This is a genomic window from Streptomyces sp. NPDC030222, from assembly GCF_055573115.1.
Genome location: NZ_JBVICA010000039.1, coordinates 1 through 20,921, shown reverse-complemented (window position 1 = coordinate 20,921; position 20,921 = coordinate 1). Strand labels below are relative to the sequence as shown.

The 20,921-nt window shown below is 74.3% G+C and carries 2 protein-coding genes; both read right to left on the bottom strand.

Annotated features, from left to right (window positions below):
- On the bottom strand, nucleotides 1-13,811 hold a 13,811-nt coding region (locus tag ACZ4Z5_RS32700; protein ID WP_468269799.1), incomplete at its 3' end, for an SDR family NAD(P)-dependent oxidoreductase.
- 61 nt (nucleotides 13,812-13,872) lie between these two features.
- On the bottom strand, nucleotides 13,873-20,921 hold a 7,049-nt coding region (locus tag ACZ4Z5_RS32695), incomplete at its 5' end, for a type I polyketide synthase (RefSeq protein WP_468269798.1).

The window sequence follows — 20,921 nt, the reverse complement described above, 5'->3', positions numbered from 1 at the left end:
GGCAACGCCTGCATCAACCGCCCACGCGCAGCCACCAGTTCACACGCATCGGCCAGAGACAACACCCCGGCCACATACGCAGCAGCAACCTCACCAACCGAGTGCCCGGACACAAAGTCCGCCCTCACACCCCACGACTCCACCAGCCGGAACAACGCCACCTCAACCGCGAACAACGCCGGCTGCGCATACTCCGTCCGATCCAGTACCGCGGCATCCTCCCCGAACAACACCCGCTTCAACGGGAGTTCAAGCCGAGCGTCCAGCTCCGCACACACCGCATCCAGCGCCTCGGCGAACACCGGATAAACGTCATACAGCTCACGCCCCATCCCCGGACGCTGGCTCCCCTGCCCCGTGAACAGGAACGCGAGCTTCTCGGCCGTCGCCGACGAGCCCTGGACCAGTCCCGCCGCCGAGCGGCCCTCGGCGAGGGCTGCCAGGGCGGCGCGGAAGCCGTCTCGGTCCGCCGCGACGACGGTCGCGCGGTGCTCGAACACGGCCCGGCTGGTCGCCAGCGAGTGGCCGATGTCGGCGGGCTCCGCCGTCGGTTGCGCCTCGATGTGGGCCAGGAGCCGTTCGCCCTGGGCGCGCAGCGCCTCAGGCGTACGGGCGGTCAGGGCCCACGGCAGCGGCGCCGCGACCGCGGGGGCAGCCGGAGTGGCCGGGGTGGTGGCCGGGCTTTCCGGGAGTTCGATGATGGCGTGCGCGTTGGTGCCGCTCATGCCGAAGGAGGAGACGCCGGCGCGGCGCGGCCGGCCGGTCTCGGGCCAGGGCCGCTGTTCGGTGAGCAGCGAGACCGCGCCGGCCGACCAGTCGACGTGCGGGGACGGTTCGTCCACGTGCAGGGTCTTGGGCAGGACGCCGTGACGCATCGCCTGGACCATCTTGATGATGCCGGCCACGCCGGCGGCGGCCTGGGTGTGACCGAAGTTGGACTTGATGGAGCCCAGCCACAGCGGGCGGTCCTCGGGGCGGTCCTGGCCGTAGGTGGCGAGCAGCGCCTGCGCCTCGATGGGGTCGCCCAGCCGGGTGCCGGTGCCGTGTGCCTCGACGGCGTCGACGTCGGCGGAGGTCAGGCCGGCGTTGGCGAGGGCCTGGCGGATGACGCGCTGCTGCGACGGACCGTTGGGCGCGGTCAGACCGTTGCTCGCACCGTCCTGGTTGACGGCGGTGCCACGGATCACGGCCAGCACCCGGTGCCCGTTGCGGCGGGCGTCCGACAACCGCTCCACGAGCAGCATGCCGACGCCCTCGCCCCACGCCGTGCCGTCGGCGGCGGCGGCGAACGGCTTGCAGCGGCCGTCGGCGGCGAGGCCGCGCTGGCGGCTGAACTCGGTGAAGACGTCGGGGGTGGTGATGATGGTGACGCCGCCCGCGAGGGCGAGCGAGCACTCGCCGGCCCGCAGGGCCTGCGCAGCGAGGTGCAGGGCGACGAGCGAGGACGAGCAGGCGGTGTCGACGGTGACGGCCGGGCCTTCGAAGCCGAAGGTGTAGGAGACGCGGCCGGAGGCGATGCTGCTGGAGCCGCCGGTGCCGAGGTAGCCCTCGACACCTTCGGGGACGGTGTTCAGGCGGGACACGTAGTCGTTGTGCATCTGGCCGACGAACACGCCGACCTGCTGTCCGCGCAGGCCCGTCGGGTCGATGCCGGCGCGTTCGAACGCCTCCCAGGAGGTCTCCAGCAGCAGCCGCTGCTGCGGGTCCATGGCGAGGGCCTCGCGCGGGTTGATCCCGAAGAAGGCGGGATCGAAGTGGTGGGCGTCGTAGAAGAAGCCGCCTTCCCGGGCGTAGGACGTGCCGGGGTTGTCGGGGTCGGGGTCGTACAGCGCCTCGGTGTCCCAGCCGCGGTCCGCAGGGAGGTGCGCGATGCCGTCGCGGCCCTCGGCGAGCAGCTCCCACAGGTCCTCGGGGCTGCGGACGTCGCCGGGGAAGCGGCAGCTCATGGCGACGACGGCGATGGGATCGTCGGTGTCGGCGGCCGCGCCGGCCGGGTGGCGCGGGAGGGCGGCGGCCGCGGCCTCGGAGCCGAGGAGTTCGTCCTTGAGGTAGCCGGCGAGGACCGTGGGGGTGGGGTAGTCGAAGACGAGGGTGGCGGGCAGCCGGACGCCGGCTGCGGCGCCGAGCCGGTTGCGGAACTCGACGGCGGTCAGCGAGTCGAAACCGAGGTCCTTGAAGGCGCGGCCGGGTTCGACGGCGTCGGGGGTGGCGTGGCCGAGGACGGCGGCCACCTGGTCGCGCACGACGTCCAGGAGCAGCGCGTCGCGTTCGTTCTCGGGGAGCCGTACGAGCTGTTCCACGAGGGGGGTGCCGGTGCCGGCGGCAGTGGTCTCGACGGCCCGGCGGGCGGGGGCGCGGACGAGGCCGCGCAGCAGGGCCGGGACCATGCTCGCGTCGGCCTGGCGCAGCGGCGCGAGGTCGAGCTGCATGGGGACGAGGTGGGCGTCGCCGACGCGGTGCGCGGTGTCGAGCAGCGCCAGGCCTTCCTCGGAGGAGAGGCCGAGGACTCCGGAACGCGTCATGCGGTCCTTGTCGGCGGTGTCCAGTTCGCCGGTCATGCCGCTGGCCTCGGCCCACAGGCCCCAGCCGAGGGATGTGCCGGGGAGGCCGTGGGCCTGGCGGTGGCGGGCGAGGGCGTCGAGGAGGACGTTCGCGGCCGCGTAGTTGGCCTGTCCCGCGCCGCCGAAGGTGCCGGCGGCTGAGGAGAAGAGGACGAAGTCGGCCAGGTCGAGGTGGCGGGTCAGTTCGTGCAGGTGGAGGGCGGCGTCGGCCTTGGGCCGCATGACGCGGTCGATCCGCTCGGGGGTGAGCGCCTCGGCGATGCCGTCGTCGAGGACGCCGGCGGTGTGGACGACGGCGGTCAGCGGGTGCTCGGCCGGTACGGCGGCCAGCACCGCGGCGAGCGCGTCGCGGTCGGCGGCGTCGCAGGCGGCGACGGTGACGTCGGCGCCCAGGGCACGCAGGTCTGCGGCGAGTTCGGCGGCGCCGGCGGCGGCCTCGCCGCGACGGCTGGTCAGGACGAGGCGGCGGGCGCCCCGGACGGTGACGGCGTGCCGGGCGACGAGTGCGCCGAGGGTGCCGGTGCCGCCGGTGATGAGGACGGTGCCGTCGGGGTTCCATTCCGCGGGCACGGTGAGCACGATCTTGCCGACGTGGCGTGCCTGGCTGAGGTAGCGGAACGCTTCCGGGGCCTGGCGCAGGTCCCAGGCGGAGACCGGCAGGGGGCGCAGGGCCCCGGCCCGGAAGAGGCCGAGAAGTTCGGTGAGCATCTCCTGGATACGGTCGAGGCCGGCCTCGGTCAGGTCGAACGCCTGGTAGCTGACGCCGGGGTGGGCGGCGGCGACGTCCTGGGGGTCGCGGACGTCGGTCTTGCCCATCTCGACGAACCGTCCGCCGCGCGGCAGGAGCCGCAGTGAGGCGTCGACGAATTCGCGGGCGAGTGAGTCCAGGACGACGTCGACGCCGCGTCCGCCGGTGGCCGCGCGGAAGGTGTCCTCGAAGTCGAGGGTGCGCGAGGAGGCGATCCGGTCGTCGGTCAGGCCCAGGGCGTGAAGGGCGTCCCACTTGGCGGGGCCGGCCGTGGCGTAGACCTCGGCGCCCCAGTGGCGGGCGAGCTGGACGGCGGCCATGCCGACGCCGCCGGCCGCGGCGTGCACCAGGAGGGTTTCGCCCTCGCGGAGGCCTGCGAGGTCGTGGAGGGCGTAGTAGGCCGTCATGAAGACGATCGGTACAGCCGCGGCCTCGGCGAAGGTCCAGCCCTCGGGCATCGGGGCGATCATGCGGCGGTCGACGACGGCGAGCGGGCCGAACGCTCCGGGCAGCATGCCCATGACGCGGTCGCCGGGCGCGAGGTCGGTGACGCCGGGGCCGGTCTCGACGACGATGCCGGCCCCTTCGGAGCCCATCAGCCCCGGGTCGCCGGGGTACATGCCGAGGGCGTTGAGGACGTCGCGGAAGTTGAGGCCGGCGGCGCGGACGGAGACGCGGACCTGGCCGGGCTCCAGCGGTGCCTCGGACTCCGGGCTGGGGAGGAAGGTGAGGTTGTCGAGGGTGCCCTTGTCCTCGATGTCCATGCGCCAGGCGGACCCGTCCGCGGGCGGGGTCAGCGGGGTGGCGGCCGGTATCCGGGCGAGGCGCGGTGCGTGGACGGTGCCGCGGCGGATCGCGAGCTGCGGCTCGCCAGTGGCGAGGGCGGCGGCGAGGAGACCGGGGAGGGTGTCGGCGGGGGTGGCTGCGTCGAGGTCGGCGAGGACGAAGCGGTCGGGGTTCTCCGACTGGGCGGAGCGCACCAGGCCCCAGACGGGGGCGTGGACGGGCTCGGCGAAGTCCCAGTCGCCCTGGGTGGCGACGGCGCCGCGAGTGACGAACACCAGGCGGGACGCGGCGAACCGGTCGTCTGCGAGCCAGGCCTGCACCAGGGCGAGTGCCTGGTGGGTGGCGGTGCGGACGGCGTCCGGGGTGAGGGTGTTCTCGGCGTCGGCGGCGGGCGGGCAGGGGGCCAGGACGTACGCGGGGGCCGGGGCGCCCGCGTCGAGGGCCGCGCCGAGGGCCGCGAGGTCGGGGTGGGCGAGCCCCGGCAGGGCGTCGCCTGCGGTACCGGCGCCGATGACGGCCCACGTGCCGGTGGTGTCGTCGCCTGGGGTGGCCGACGGCAGCGGCACGGTGGCCCAGTCGACCCGGAACAGCGACTCGTGGTGGGCGGTGCGCGAGGCACCGGCGAGCCGGTCGGCGGAGACGGGCCGCAGCATCAGGTGGCCGACGGCGGCGACGGGGGCGCCGGTGGTGTCGGCGAGCTGGAGGGAGAGGGTGTCCTCGCCGTCGGGGGTGAGGCGGACGCGCAGTGCGGCCGCGCCGACGGCGTGCAGGGACACGCCGCGCCAGGAGAAGGGCAGCCGGCCCTCGCCGTCCGTGTCGGGGGACGGCTGGACGAAGGTGGCGTGCAGGGCGGCGTCGAGGAGTGCCGGGTGGAGGCCGAACCGGGTGGCCTCGGCCTGCCGGTCGTCGGGCAGGGCCACCTCGGCGTAGACGTCGTCGCCGAGGGTCCAGGCGGCCCGCAGGCCCTGGAAGACGGGCCCGTAGGCGAAGCCGCCCTGGCCGAGGTGCTCGTACAGGCCGTCGACAGTCACGGCCTCGGCGCCGGGCGGGGGCCAGGCGGTGAGGTCGAAGGCGGGGCGTGCCGCGCCGGTGGCGAGGACGCCCGCGGCGTGCCGGGTCCAGGGTTCGTCGTCGGCGGCGTCGGGGTCGCCGGAGTACAGGTCGAGGGTGCGCCGTCCGTCCCGGTCGGGTGCACCCACCACGATCTGCAGGCGTACCGCGGTGTGCGGGGTGAGGACGAGCGGGGCTTCGAGGGTGAGTTCCTCGAGGACGTCGCAGCCGGCCTGGTCTCCGGCACGGATGGCGAGTTCCACGAAGGCGGTGCCGGGCAGCAGGACAGTGCCCATGACGGCGTGGTCGGCCAGCCAGGGGTGGGTGTCGAGGGAGAGCCGTCCGGTGAACAGGAGGCCTTCGCCGTCGGCGAGCGGGACGGCGGCGCCGAGCAGCGGGTGGTGGGCGGCGCCCAGGCCTGCCGATTCGACGTCACCGACGTGGCCGGCGGGGGCTTCGAGCCAGAACCGGCGGCGCTGGAAGGCGTAGGTGGGCAGGTCGGTGCGGTGGGCGCCGGTCCCGGCGAAGTACGCCGCCCAGTCGACCGGGACGGCACGGGTGTGCACGGCGGCGATCGCGGCGGTCAGCGCCTCGGCCTCGCCGCGGTCGCGGCGCAGGGCCGGGACGAAGACGGCGTCGGTCCGGCTGTCCTCAGTGAGGCAGTCGCGGCCGAGGCCGGACAGCACGCCCTGCGGGCCGAGTTCGAGGTAGGTGGTGACGCGCTCGGCGTCCAGGGTGCGGATGCCGTCGAGAAAGCGGACCGCTTCGCGGACGTGGGAGACCCAGTGCTCGGGGGTGCGCAGTTCGTCGCCCGCGACCTCGCCGGTGATGTGGGTGATCACGGGGACGACGGGCGCGTGGTAGGTGAGGGAGGCGGCGACGTCGCGGAAGGCGTCGAGCATGCCGTCCATCAGCGGGGAGTGGAAGGCGTGGCTGACGGTGAGCCGGTTGGTCCGCCGGCCGCGACGCTCGAACTCGGCGGCGATCTCCAGCGCGAGGGTCTCCTCGCCGGAGATGACGACGGCGGAGGCGGAGTTGACGGCGGCGATGCCGATCCGGTTCTCGTGGCCGGCCAGCAGTGGACGGATCTCGTCCTCGGTGGCGGTCAGCGCGATCATCGCGCCGCCCTCGGGCAGTTGCTCCATGAGGCGGCCGCGGGCGGCGACCAGGGCGGCGGCGTCGGGGAGGGTGAGGACGCCGGCCACGTGCGCGGCGGTGATCTCGCCGATGGAGTGGCCGGCGACGAAGTCGGGGCGTACGCCCCACGATTCGACGAGGCGGTAGAGCGCGGTCTCCAGGGCGAACAGGGCGGGCTGGGTGCAGCCCGTCCGGTTCAGCAGGTCGCCGTCCTCAGCGAACAGGGCGTCCTTGAGCGGCTGTCCGAGATGCGGGTCCAGGGCGGCGCAGGCCTCGTCGAGGGCGGTCGCGAACACCGGGTAGGCGGCGTACAGTTCGCGGCCCATGCCGGGGCGCTGGCTGCCCTGGCCGGTGAAGAGGACGGCGAGCCGGCCGTCTGCCGTGTCGTGCCGGACGAGCCGGGCGTGGTCGCGACCCTCGGCGAGGGCGGTGAGCCCGGTGAGGAGTCCGTCGCGGTCGGCGGCGACGACGGCGGCCCGGCGGTCCAGGGCGGTGCGGGTGGTCGCCAGGGAGAACGCCGTGTCGGCGGGAGCCGTGTCGGGCTGGTCGGCGAGGTGGGCGGCGAGCCGGGCGGCCTGGGCGCGTAGCGCGTCGGGGGTGCGTCCGGAGAGGACGAACGGCAAGGGGGTTCCGGCCGGGAGGGCGGCCGCGGGGGTGCCGTCGGCCGTACCGGTCCCGGCGTCCTCCTGCGCGGGCGGCTGCTCGATGATGACGTGGGCGTTGGTGCCGCTGACACCGAAGGAGGAGATGCCCGCGCGGCGGGGGCGGCCCCTCTCGGGCCAGGCCGCGGCCTCGGTCAGCAGCTCGACGGCTCCGGCGGTCCAGTCGATGTGCGGGGACGGTTCCGAGACGTGCAGCGAGGCCGGCAGGACGCCGTGGCGCATCGCGAGGACCATCTTGATGATGCCCGCGGCGCCGGCGGCGGCCTGGGTGTGCCCGATGTTGGACTTGATGGAGCCCAGGCGCAGCGGGCGGTCCTGGGGGCGGTCCTGGCCGTAGGTGGCGATCAGGGCCTGCGCCTCGATGGGGTCGCCGAGGGTGGTGCCGGTGCCGTGCGCCTCGACGGCGTCGACGTCGGCGGCGGTCAGGCCGGCCTGGGCGAGGGCTTCGCGGATGACGCGCTGCTGGGAGGGTCCGTTGGGGGCGGTCAGGCCGTTGGAGGCGCCGTCCTGGTTGACGGCGGTGCCGCGGACCACGGCGAGGACCGGGTGGCCTTGGCGGCGGGCGTCGGAGAGCCGCTCGACGAGGATCATACCGGCGCCCTCGGCCCAGCCGGTGCCGTCGGCGTCCGCGGAGAAGGACTTGCAGCGGCCGTCGGTGGACAGTCCGCGCTGGCGGCTGAAGTCGATGAAGGTGTCCGGGGTGGACATGACGGTGACGCCGCCGGCGAGCGCCATGTCGCATTCGCCGTTGCGCAGGGCCTGCGCGGCCAGGTGCAGGGCGACCAGGGAGGAGGAGCAGGCCGTGTCGATGGTGACGGCGGGGCCTTCCAGGCCGAAGGTGTAGGAGATGCGGCCGGAGGCGACGCTGCCGGCGGTGCCGGTGCCGAGGTAGCCCTCCAGGCCCTCGGGGACGGCCGGGAGCCGCGTCAGGTAGTCGTGGTACATGACGCCCGCGAACACACCGGTGCGGCTGCCGCGCATGGCGGCGGGGTCGATCCCGGCCCGCTCGAACGCCTCCCAGGAGGTCTCCAGCAGGAGCCGCTGGTGCGGGTCCATGGCGAGGGCCTCGCGCGGGTTGATGCCGAAGACGTCCGGGTCGAAGTCCGCGGCGTCGTGGAGGAAGCCGCCTTCCCGGGTGTACGAGGTCCCGGCCCGGCCGGGGTCGGAGTCGTACAGCGCGTCGAGGTTCCAGCCGCGGTCGGTGGGGAACGGCGAGATCGCGTCGACGGAGCCGGCGACGAGCTGCCACAGCTCCTCGGGGGTGGTGACGCCGCCGGGGTAGCGGCAGGCCATGCCGACGATGGCGATGGGCTCGTCGGCGGCGGCCGGGGCGGTGGCGGGGCCTCCGGTGCGGGCGGGGGCGGTCCGGTCGCCGAGGAGTTCGGTGCGCAGGAACGCGGCGAGGGCGTTCGGCGTGGGGTAGTCGAAGACGAGGGTGGCGGGCAGCCGGACACCGGTGGCCGAGCCGAGGCGGTTGCGCAGTTCGACGGCGGTGAGCGAGTCGAAGCCGAGCTCCTTGAAGGCGCGGCCGGGGTCGACGGCGTCGGGCCCTGGGAAGCCGAGGACGGCGGCGACCTGGACCCGGACGGTCGCCAGCAGCAGCCGGTCCCGTTCGGCGGCGGTCAGCGGGAGCAGACGCTCGGTGAGGCCGTCTGCGGGGGCGGCGCCCCGGTCTGCGGCGGCGCGGCGCGCAGCGGGCCGGACCAGGCCGCGCAGCAGGGCGGGCACCATGCTCGCGTCGGCCTGGCGCAGCGAGGCCAGGTCCAGGTGCATGGGGACGGCGGTGGGGTCGCCGACGGCGCGGGCGGTGTCCATGAGGGCCAGGCCCTCGGCGGAGGACAGCGCGGCGACGCCGGCGCGGGAGATCCGCTCCAGGTCGGTGTCGGCGAGGTCGCCGGTCATCCCGCTGCGTTCGGCCCACAGGCCCCAGGCGAGCGCGGTGGCGGGCAGGCCCTCGGCGCGGCGGCGCTGGGCGAGGGCGTCGAGGAAGGTGTTGGCGGCGGCGTAGTTGGCCTGACCGGCCGCGCCGAGGGTGCCGGCGGCGGCGGAGAACAGGACGAACGCCGCGAGGTCGAGACCCTGGGTCAGTTCGTGCAGGTGCACGGCCGCGTCGACCTTGGCGGGCAGGACGTGGTCGATCCGCTCGGGGGTGAGCGCCTCGAGGATGCCGTCGTCGAGGACGCCGGCGGTGTGGACGACGGCGGTCAGCGGGTGCTCGGCCGGTACGGCGGCCAGCACCGCGGCGAGCGCGTCGCGGTCGGCGGCGTCGCAGGCGGCGAGGGTCACCTCGGCGCCCAGGGCACGCAGCTCCGCGAGGAGTTCGGGGGCGCCGGCGGCGGCCTCGCCGCGACGGCTCGTCAGCAGCAGGCGGCGTACGCCGTGTCCGGTGACCAGGTGGCGGGCGACCAGCCCGCCGAGAGTGCCGGTGGCGCCGGTGACCAGTGCGGTGCCGTCCGGGTCGAGCGGGCGTGCCTCCTGGCCGGGGGCCGCGGGGACGCGGGCGAGCCGGGGTACGACGGCGCGTCCCTCGCGGAGGGCGAGCTGCGGTTCGGCGGTGGCCAGCGCGGCGGGCAGGGCGCGCAGGGACTCCTCGCGGTCGTCCAGGTCGAGCAGGGCGAACCGGTCGGGGTGCTCGGACTGGGCCGAGCGCAGCAGGCCCCACAGCGGGGCGTGCGCCAGGTCGGGTACGTCGGAGCCAGCGGTGGTGGCGATGGCGCCGTGGGTGACGAACACCAGCCGGGAGCCGGCGAAGCGCTCGTCGGCGAGCCAGGTGCGGGCCAGGTCCAGGGCGTGGTGCAGTGCCTCGGCGACGGCGGCGGGCAGCGCGGCGTCGACCGGGGTCGGGGCCGGTCCGCCGACGGCGGGGACGGGGACGACGACGGCATGCGGTGCGGGGCCGCCGGCCTCGACGGCCGCGGCGAGGGCCGCGAGATCGGTGTGGGTGGCGGCCGTGGGCAGCACGGTGGTGAACCGGGGGCCGGCCTCGCCGAGCAGGGCCCACTGGCCGGGGGCGACGGTGGTGGCGGCGGGCAGCGTCAGCGGGGTCCACTCGACGCGGAACAGCGACTCGTGGAAGGTGGTGCGGGACGCGCGGACCTGGTCGGGGGTGACGGGGCGGAGCAGCAGGGCGTCGACGGAGGCGACGGCCGCGCCGGTCTCGTCGGCCAGGTCGACGGAGACGGTGTCCCGGCCGGCGGGGGCGAGGCGGACGCGCAGGGCACGCGCGCCGACGGCCCGGAGGGTGACGCCGCTCCAGGAGAACGGCAGCCTGCCGTGCTCGGTGTCCTCCAGCAGGGAACCCATGCCGACGGCGTGCAGGGCGGCGTCCAGCAGAGCGGGGTGCAGACCGAACAGGGTCGCTTCGGCGTGCGCCTGTTCGGGCAGCCGGACCTCGGCGAAGATCTCGTCGGCGCGCTGCCAGGCGGCGGTCAGCCCCTGGAAGACGGGGCCGTAGGCGAAGCCGGTGCCGGTGAGGTATTCGTACAGGCCGTCGACGGGCAGGGCGGTGGCGTCCTGCGGCGGCCAGGCCGTCAGGCCGGTGCCGGTCCGTCCGGTGTCCTGCGCGGCGGCGGGGGCAAGGAAGCCGGTGGCGTGCCGGATCCAGGCGCCTTCGCCCCAGGTGTCATCGGCGGCGTCCTCGGGGCGGGAGTGCAGGGTCAGGGAGCGCCGTCCGCCGGCGTCGGGCGCGCCGACGGCGAGCTGGATCTGTACGCCGCCGTGCGGGGGCAGGGCCAGAGGCGCCTGGAGGGTGAGTTCGTCGAGGAGTTCGCAGCCGGTGTGCTCGCCGGCCTGGAGGGCGAGTTCCACGAAGGCGGTGCCGGGCAGCAGGACGGTGTCCATGACCGTGTGGTCGGCGAGCCAGGGGTGGGTGGCGAGGGAGAGCCGGCCGGTGAACAGGTAGCCGTCGCCGTCGGCGAGGGCGATGGCCGCGCCGAGCAGCGGGTGGTCGGCGGAGCCGATCCCGGCGGCGGTGACGTCGCCGGTCCAGGCGGTGGGCTGCTCGGGCCAGTACGGGCGGCGCTGGAAGGCGTACGTGGGCAGGTCGAGGCGGGTGGCGCCGCGCCCGGCGAAGACGGCGGACCAGTCGACGGCGACGCCGTGGACGTGGGCCCGGGCGACGGCCGCGGCGAACGCGGCCGGTTCGGGACGGTCGGCGCGCAGGACGGGGACGAGGACCGCGTCGTGCCGGCCGTCCTCGTCCTCCTGGCCGGTGAGGCAGTCCTGGGCGAGGGCGGTGAGGACACCGCCGGGGCCGACCTCGACGAAGGTGGTGACGCCCAGCGCGGCGAGGCCACGCACGCCGTCGAGGAAGCGGACTGCCTCGCGGACGTGCCGGACCCAGTAGTCGGCGGTGCAGATCTCCTCGGCGGTGACGGAGGCGCCGGTGAGGTTGGAGACGATCGGGATGACGGGCGGCGCGTAGGTGACGGCTTCGGCGGCCTCGCGGAACGCGTCGAGCATGCCGTCCATCAGCGGCGAGTGGAAGGCGTGGCTGACCGTCAGCCGCTTGGTGCGGCGGCCGCGGGCGGCCAGGGCCTCGGCGAGTTCCGTGGCGGCGTCCTCGACGCCGGAGACGACCACGGAGCGGGGTCCGTTGACGGCGGCTATGGACACGCGGTCGGTGAGGAGCGGGGTGACCTCCTCCTCGGTGGCCTCGACGGCGATCATCGCACCGCCGGCGGGCAGGGCTTGCATGAGGCGGCCGCGGGCGGCCACGAGGGCGGCCGCGTCGGGGAGGGTGAGGACGCCGGAGACGTGGGCGGCGGCGAGTTCGCCGATGGAGTGGCCGATGAGGAAGTCGGCGGTCACACCCCACTGTTCGAGCTGGCGGTAGAGGGCGACCTCGACGGCGAACAGGGCGGCCTGGGTGTAGGCGGTCTCGTCCAGCAGTTCCGCCTCGGGGGTGCCCTCGGTGGCGAACAGGATGTCGTACAGGGGGCGTTCGAGGTGCGGGTCGAGTTCGTCGCGGACGGCGTCGAGGGCACGGGCGAACGCGGGGTGGGTGGCGTACAGCTCGCGGCCCATGCCGGGGCGCTGGCTGCCCTGGCCGGTGAACAGGAAGGCGGTGTTGCCCTCGCCGACGGCGCCCAGGACGGCGGTCGCGGGCTGCTCGCCGGCGGCCAGTGCGTCGAGGTCGGCGAGCAGCTGCTCGCGGTCGGCGGCGAACAGGACGGCCCTGCGGTCCAGCGCGGAGCGGCTGGTGGCGAGGGAGAAGCCCAGGTCGGTCAGGGCCGCGGGGTCCACGGCGAGTCCGGGGCGGGCGCGCAGGTGGGCGGCGAGGCGGGCTGCCTGGGCGCGCAGTCCCTCGTCGCCGTGGCCCGAGACCAGCAGCGGCACGGGCCCGGTGGCACCTTCGGCCGCCCCGGCGGCGCCTGCGGTCGTGTCGGTAGTGCCGGCGGTGGTGTCCGTGGTGCCGCCGGTCGTGTCCGTGGTGCCGGTCCTGCCCGGCGCCGCGGGTGCGTCGGCGGGCGGGGCCTGCTCGATGACGGTGTGGGCGTTGGTGCCGCTGACGCCGAAGGAGGAGACGCCGGCGCGGCGCGGCTGGCCGGTCTCGGGCCACGGCACGGCCCTGGTCAGCAGTTCGACGTCGCCGGTGGTCCAGTCGACGGAGGTGGACGGCTGGTCGACGTGGAGCGACTCGGGCAGCACGCCGTGGCGCATCGCGAGCACCATCTTGATGACGCCGGCGACACCGGCGGCGGCCTGGGTGTGTCCGATGTTGGACTTGATCGAGCCCAGCCACAGCGGCCTGCCCTCGGGCCTGTTCTGACCGTAGGTGGCCAGGATGGCCTGCGCCTCGATGGGGTCGCCGAGGGTGGTGCCGGTGCCGTGCGCCTCGACGGCGTCGACCTGCGCCGGGGTGAGTCCTGCGCTGGTCAGCGCCTGCCGGATGACGCGCTGCTGGGAGGGCCCGTTGGGGGCGGTCAGGCCGTTGGAGGCGCCGTCCTGGTTGATCGCGCTGCCGCGGACCACGGCCAGCACCGGGTGGCCGTGGCGGCGGGCGTCGGACAGCTTCTCGACGAGCAGCATGCCGACGCCCTCGCCCCAGCCGGTGCCGTCGGCGCCGTCGGCGAACGGCTTGCACCGGCCGTCCGGGGCGAGTCCGCGCTGTCGGCTGAACTGCACGAAGGCGCGCGGGCTGGACATGACCGTGACGCCGCCCGCCAGGGCCATGGAGCACTCGCCGTTGTGCAGCGCCTGCACCGCCAGGTGCAGGGCTACGAGGGAGGACGAGCAGGCGGTGTCGACGGTGACGGCGGGGCCTTCGAGGCCGAAGGTGTAGGAGAGCCGGCCGGAGACGACGCTGGCGGCGTTCCCGGTGAGGAGGTACTGCTCGACGCCCTGCGGGACGCCGTGCCGCAGCAGGTCGGGGTAGTCCTGGCCGTTGGTGCCGATGAAGACGCCGGCCTTGCTGCCGCGCAGGGTCGCCGGGTCGATGCCGGCGCGTTCGAAGGTCTCCCAGGAGGTCTCGAGCAGCAGGCGCTGCTGGGGGTCCATGCCGATGGTCTCGCGCGGGCTGATCCCGAAGAACGCGGCGTCGAACTCGCCGGCCCCGTCGAGGAATCCGCCTTCGCGGGTGTACGAGGTGCCCCGCTGGTCGGGGTCGGCGTCGTACAGGGACTCGATGTCCCAGCCTCGGTCGGTGGGGAATCCGGTGATGGCGTCCCGGCCGCCGGCCACCAGGTCCCACAGGTCCTCCGGCGACTGGATGCCGCCGGGGAACCTGCAGGCCATGCCGACGATCGCGATCGGCTCCGGCTCCTTGGCCTCGACCTCGCGCAGGCGCTGCCGTGTCTGGTGCAGATCGGCCGTCACCCGCTTCAAGTAGCCGATGATCTTGTCCTGATCCGCGACCTGATCCGCCATTGGAACCTCACCCATTGCTCGTCACAAACCCTTGTGCTGTTGCTGCCTGCTGTCCGCTGTGCTAGATACCGAGCTCGTTCTCGATGAAGTCGAAGAGCTCGTCGGGCGTGGCTTCCTGGAGTTTCTCGGCCACTGCCTCGCCGCTCGAAGGGGCTTGCGGTTCACCCCATTTCGCCAGGAGGGCCTGCAGGCGCGAGGCGATGTCGGCGCGCGTCCCACCGTCCGGGTCGAGGACGGACAGCGCGGATTCCAGCTTCTCGAGTTCGGCTATGCCGGGTGCCGCCGCGGAGCTTCCGTCCTGGACGATCTCGGCCCGCAGGAACTCGGCGAGGACCGCCGGGGTCGGGTGGTCGAAGACCAGCGTGGCCGGGAGCTTCAGCCCGGTGGCGGTGTTCAGGCGGTTGCGCAGCTCCAGCGCGATCAGGGAGTCGAAGCCGAGCTCCTTGAACGCCCGCCCCGCACCCACCTCGTCGGTGGTCGGGTGCCCGAGCGCGGCCGCCGCATGGGAACGGACCAGCTCCAGCACGGCCAGCGCCTGTTCGGCCCCCGGCATCACCGAAAGCCGCCGGCGGAACGCCTCGGCCGGGGAACCCTCCCCGCCCGCACCGCCCGCCTCACCGGCGTCCCGGGCGGCCTGCGCGAGCCGGCGCACCTCGGGCAGGTCGGCGAGGAACGGGCTGGGCCGTACGGCGGTGTAGCCGGGCGTGAAACGCTCCCACTGGATGTCCGCGACGGCGACGGCCGGCTCGGCATGGTCGAGTGCCTGCTGCAGCGCGCGGATCGCGGCGCGCGGCGCCATGGCGGGCACACCGCCCCGGTCCAGCCGCTCCCCGATGGCGCCGCCCGCGGCCAGCCCGCTGTCACCCCACCGGCCCCAGGCCACCGAGGTCGCGGGCAGGCCGTCGGTGTGCCGCTGCTCGGCGAGGGCGTCGAGGTAGGAGTTGGCGGCGGCGTAGTTGCCCTGACCTGCGTCGCCCAGGGTGCCGGCGACTCCGGAGAACAGCACGAACGCCGACAGGTCGAGGTCGCGGGTCAGCTCGTGGAGGGTGAGCGCCGCATCCGCCTTGGGGGCGAGCACGGTCGCGAACCGCTCGGGGGTCAGCCCGTCGATGACACCGTCGTCCAGGACACCGGCGGTGTGCACGACGGCGGTCAGCGGCCGGTCGGCGGGCACGGAGGCGAGGAGCGCGGCGACCGCGTCGCGGTCGGCCATGTCGCAGGCGGCGATCGTGACCCGGGCGCCGAGCGCGGTCAGTTCCTCGCGCAGTCCGGGCGCGCCGGGCGCGTCGGGCCCGCGGCGGCTGGTCAGGATCAGGTGCTCGGCGCCGTTCTCCGCCAGCCAGCGGGCGACATGCGCGCCAAGCGCACCCGTACCGCCGGTGACCAGCGTCGTGCCGCGCGGCTTCCATACGGGCACGGTCGGCGCGTCGGCGAGCGAGGCGTGGGCCAGACGCCGGCCGAAGAGCCCGGAATTCCGAACGGCCACCTGGTCCTCGGTACCGTCACCGGCGAGGACCCCCACGAGCCGTTCGAGGGTCCGCTCGTCGGCCTGCGGGGGCAGGTCGAGCAGACCGCCCCAGCGGTCGGGGAACTCCAGCGCGGCGGTCCGGCCGAAGCCCCACAGCAGTGCCTGCGCCGGATCCTCTAGCCGCTCGGACCGGGCCACGGACACGGCACCGCGGGTGACGCACCACAGGGGTGCGGCCATGTCAGCGTCACCGAGAGCCTGGACGAGCGCGGCGGTACCGAGGAGCCCGGTGTGCTCGCGCAGCGCGTGCCCGGCGGCCATGCCCTCCTCGCCACCGAGGGCGAGGAGGGAGAGGACCCCGGCGGGGGTGGCGGTCGTGCCGTCCGTGGTGGCCTTCAGGGTGGCGGTGAGCGCGTCGCGGTGGGCCGCACCGGCGGTCACGGTGACGGTACGGACGTCCGCGCCGCGGTCGGTGAGGGAACGCAGCACAGCGGCGGCCGTGTCAGCCGCCGGGCCCGCCAGGGCCTCCGGCACGACGACCAGCCAGGTCCCCGACAGACGGGTGGTGGTGGCTTCGGCCAGGGGCTTCCAGGTCACGCGGTAGCGCCAGCCGTCGACCGTGGACTGCTCACGGCTCTGCCGCCGCCATGAGGACAGCGCGGGGAGCAGCGCGGTCAGCGGCTGGTCGCCCTCGATGCGCAGTTCGGCGGTGAGCGCGGCGAGGTCCTCGCGTTCGACGGCCTCCCAGAAACGGGCGTCGACCGCACTCTCCGCCGGCACCGCCTCCGCCTCGACCGGAGCCGCCTCCGGCCAGAACCGCCGCGACTGGAAGGCGTAGGTGGGAAGGTCGACCCGCCGGGCACCCGTCCCGGCGAACACCGCATCCCAGTCCACCGTCACACCACGGACATACGCCTCCCCCAGAGAAAGCCAGAAACGGTCCAAACCCCCCTCACCACGGCGCAAGGACCCCAGAACGGCAGCCTCACGACCGGACTCCTCGACCGTCTCCTGCATACCAACGGTCAGCACCGGGTGCGGGCTGGACTCGATGAACACACCGAAACCCTGCTCCAGCAGGATGCGGGTGGCCCGCTCCAGCTCCACCGTCTGCCGCAGATTCCGGAACCAGTAACCCGCATCCAGCTCAGGACCCGCCACCCACTCGCCGGTGACGGTGGACAGGAACGGCACCACCGCCGCCTGCGGAACCACCGGCGCGAGAAGCTCGGCCAGCTCCTCACGCAGCAGATCCACCTGCGCGGAATGAGAAGCGTAATCCACCGCGATCCGCCTGGCCCGGACACCATCCGCCCCACACCCGGCCAGAAACTCCTCCAACGCCCCAACCTCACCCGAAACCACCACCGAGGACGGACCGTTGACCGCAGCAACCGAGATCCGCTCCTCACCCCACCACGCAATCCGCTCACGAACCTCGCCCACCGGCAACGGGACCGACACCATGCCACCCAGACCCGCCAGCACCCGCCCGATCACCTGACTCCGCAAAGCCACCACCCGCGCCGCATCCTCCAACGAGAGAATCCCGGCCACACACGCAGCCGCGATCTCACCCTGGGAATGACCGATCACCGCACCAGGACGAACACCCGCAGCCCGCCACACCTCCGCCAGCGACACCATCACCGCAAACAACGCAGGCTGCACCACATCCACCCGCTCCAGCGACGGCGCACCCTCGGCACCACGCAGCACATCCACCAACGACCAGCCGGTGAACGCCCCCAACGCCTCCGCACACTCATCAACCCGCGCAGCAAACACAGGTGAAGCGTCCAACAGCGCCTCTGCCATGCCCACCCATTGCGACCCCTGTCCGGGGAACACGAAGGCGGCCTTGCCCCCGATGGCCGACCCCTGGACCAGCAGGGGTGCGGTCCCTCCGGCGGCCAGGGTGGCGAGGCCCGCGAGGTACTCCTCCCGGTCCCGGCCGATGAGTACCGCGCGCCGGCCGTGCGCCGTGCGGGTGGTGGCCAGGGAGTGGCCGACGTCGGCGCGTCGCAGGTCAGGACGGGTGGTGAGGTGGTCGAGCAGCCGTTCTGCCTGCCCGTACAGCGCCTTCTCGGTCTTGGCCGTCAGCGGCCAGGGCAGCGGAATCCGCCGGTCGGAGCCCGTGTCGTCCGGGGCCGTCCCGGTCAGTAGGGGGTGGGCGGCCGACGACACAGGGGTCCCCTGCTCGTCAGGCCCCTCCTCGGCCGGGGCCTGCTCGATGATGGCATGGGCATTGGTGCCGCTGAACCCGAACGACGAAACACCCGCGCGCCAGGGCCGGCCACCGGTCTCGGGCCAGGCCCGCTGCTCGGTGAGCAGGGCGACCTCGCCCTCGCTCCAGTCCACGTGCCGGGTGGGCTCGGTGATGTGCAGGCTCTGCGGCAGCACACCGTGCTGCATGGACAGCACGATCTTCATCACGCCGGCGACACCGGCCGCGGCCTGTGCGTGGCCGATGTTGGACTTGATGGAGCCGAGCAGCAGCGGACGGTCGGCCGGCCGGTCCTGGCCGTACGTCGCCAGCAGCGCCTGCGCCTCGATCGGGTCACCGAGCGTCGTACCCGTACCGTGCGCCTCGACGACGTCCACCTCGGTGGCGGTCAGGCGGGCGTTGGTGAGTGCCTGCCGGATGACGCGCTGCTGCGACGGGCCGTTGGGGGCCGTGAGGCCGTTGCTCGCACCGTCCTGGTTGATGGCCGTACCGCGGATCACGGCCAGGACCGGGTGCCCGTTGCGCCGGGCGTCCGACAGCCGCTCCACGAGGAGGATGCCGACGCCCTCGGCCGGGCTGAAGCCGTCGGCGTCGGAGGAGAACGCCTTGCAGCGGCCGTCGGTGGACAGTCCGCGCTGACGGCTGAACTCGATGAAGGTGCCGGGCGTCGACATGACGGTCACACCGCCGGCCAGGGCCATCGAGCACTCCCCCGCCCTCAGTGCCTGCACTGCGAGGTGGAGGGCGACGAGCGACGACGAGCAGGCGGTGTCGACGGTGACGGCGGGGCCTTCGAGGCCGAAGACGTACGACAGCCGGCCGGAGACGACGCTGCCCGCGCTGCCGGTGGCCAGGTGCCCCTCCAGTCCTTCGGCGGCGGCGCCGTGCACGAGGTGTGAGTAGTCGGAGCCGTTGGTCCCGACGAAGACTCCGGACTGGCTGCCGCGGAGGGTCTCCGGGTCGATCCCGGCCCGCTCGAAGGTTTCCCAGGAGGTCTCCAGCAGCAGCCGCTGCTGCGGGTCCATGGCCAGGGCCTCGCGCGGGGAGATCCCGAAGAACGCCGGGTCGAAGGCTGCCGCTTCGGTGAGGAAGCCGCCCTCGCGGGTGTACGAGGTGCCCTGGGCGTTGGGGTCGGGGTCGTACAGCGCGTCGACGTCCCAGCCACGGTCGGCGGGGAAGTGCGAGAGGGCGTCACCGCCGGAGGCGAGCAGCTGCCACAGTTCCTCGGGGTTGCGGACGCCTCCGGGGAAGCGGCAGCTCATCGCGACGACGGCGATCGGTTCGGCGTCGGAGGCGGTGGCGGTGGCCGGCGGCACGGTTGTGGCGCCCGTCGCGCTCTGGCCGGCGAGTTCGGCCCGCAGGTGCCGGGCGAGGACGGTGGGCGTCGGGTAGTCGAAGACGAGCGTGGGCGGCAGCTTGAGACCGGCGGCGGCGTTCAGGCGGTTGCGCAGCTCGACGGAAGTGAGCGAATCGAAGCCCAGCTCCTTGAACGCCCGGCCGGCCTCCACGGCGTCGGGCCCGGCGTAGCCGAGGACGGTGGCGACTGCCGTACGGACCAGCTCCAGCAGGAGCCGTTCCTGCTCGGCCTCGGGCTGCCCGGCGAGCTGCTGGGTGAGCAGGGTGGCGCCGCCGGTGTCCTCGGCCGCGTCGGCACGGGTGCTCTCCATGACCTGTCGTGCCTCGGGCAGGTCGTGCAGCAGCGGCCGGGTGCGACCGGAGGTGAAGGCGAGGACGAAGCGTTTCCACTCCATGTCCGCGACGGTCAGGGTGGTCTCGTCGCGGTCCAGGGCGTGCCGGAGTGCGCTGACGGCCCGTTCGGGGGCCATCTCGATGACACCGTGGCGGCGCATCCGGTCGCCGACGGCGCCTTCGGCCATGCCCCCGTCACCCCAGGGACCCCAGGCGACGGAGGTGGCGGGCAGGCCGGCGGCGCGCCGGTACTCGGCGAAGGCGTCGAGGAAGGCGTTGCCCGGCGCGTAGTTGCCCTGGCCGGGGGCACCGAAGGTGGCGGCGAAGGACGAGAAGAGGACGAACGCGGACAGGTCGAGATCGCGGGTCAGCTCGTGCAGATGCAGCGTCGCATCGACCTTGACCCGCAGGACCCGCTCGATCTGCTCGGGGGTCAGCGCCTCGATGACCCCGTCGTCGAGAACGGCCGCCGTGTGCACGACGGCGGTCAGCGGCCGGTCGGCGGGAACGGACGCAAGAAGGGCGGCGAGCGCATCGCGATCGCTGACGTCACAAGCGGCGATCGTGACCCGGGCGCCGAGCGCGGTCAGTTCCTCGCGCAGTCCGGGCGCGCCGGGCGCCTCGGGCCCGCGGCGGCTGGTCAGGATCAGGTGCTCGGCGCCGTTCTCCGCCAGCCAGCGGGCGACATGCGCGCCAAGCGCACCCGTACCGCCGGTGACCAGCGTCGTCCCGCGCGGACTCCACTCCCGAACGGCCGGCGTGTCGGCAAGCCGCGCGCGCACCAGGCGCCGTACGAACAGCCCCGAGGACCGCACGGCCACCTGGTCCTCCGCCGCGTCGCCGGCGAGAACACCCGCCAGCCGGGCCAGCACCCGGTCGTCCACCGGATCGGCTGCGGGCAGGTCGACCAGACCGCCCCAACGCTCGCCGTGCTCCAGGGCCGTCACCCGGCCGAGCCCCCAGATCGGGGCCTGCGCGGGATCGATCTGCTGCTCGGAACGGGCCACGGAGACCGCTCCACGCGTCACGCACCACAGCGGAGCGGCCACGTCCGCGTCACCGAGGGCTTGGACGAGAGAGAGCGTGGCGATCACTCCGGCGGGCGCGGACACGCCGATCGGCTCCGCCTCGGTCGCGGCGGGGGTGAGGAGGGACAGCACGCCCGATACGGCGGGGCCGTCGGTGAGCGCTCCGCGGATCGACTCGACCAGCTCGGCACGGGCCTCGTGGGTGCGGGGGACGGCGATCTGCCGTACGTCGGCGCCCTGTTCGGCGAGAGTACGCAGGACCGCGCCGGCCCACTCGTCGGCAGCACTGGCCGGGGCCTCCGGAACCGCGACCAGCCATGTGCCGGAAAGGCGGTTGGCTGCGGGCTCGGGAGCCGGTTTCCAGGTGATCCGGTAGCGCCAGCCGTCGACCGTGGACCGTTCCTGGCTCTGGCGCCGCCAGGAGGACAGTGCGGGCAGGAGCGTGGTGAGCGCCTGATCGGCGTCGATGTCCAGCTCGGCGGTGAGAGCAGCCACGTCGTTCGCCTCGACGGCTTCCCAGAACCGGGCGTCGGCGGTATGGGCCACATACTCGGCGGTGCCGGGGTCCTGTGCGGTGCCGCTCTCCAGCCAGAAGTGCTCCTGCTGGAAGGCGTAGGTGGGAAGGTCGACCCGCCGGGCACCCGTCCCGGCGAACACCGCGTCCCAGTCCACCGTCACACCACGGACATACGCCTCCC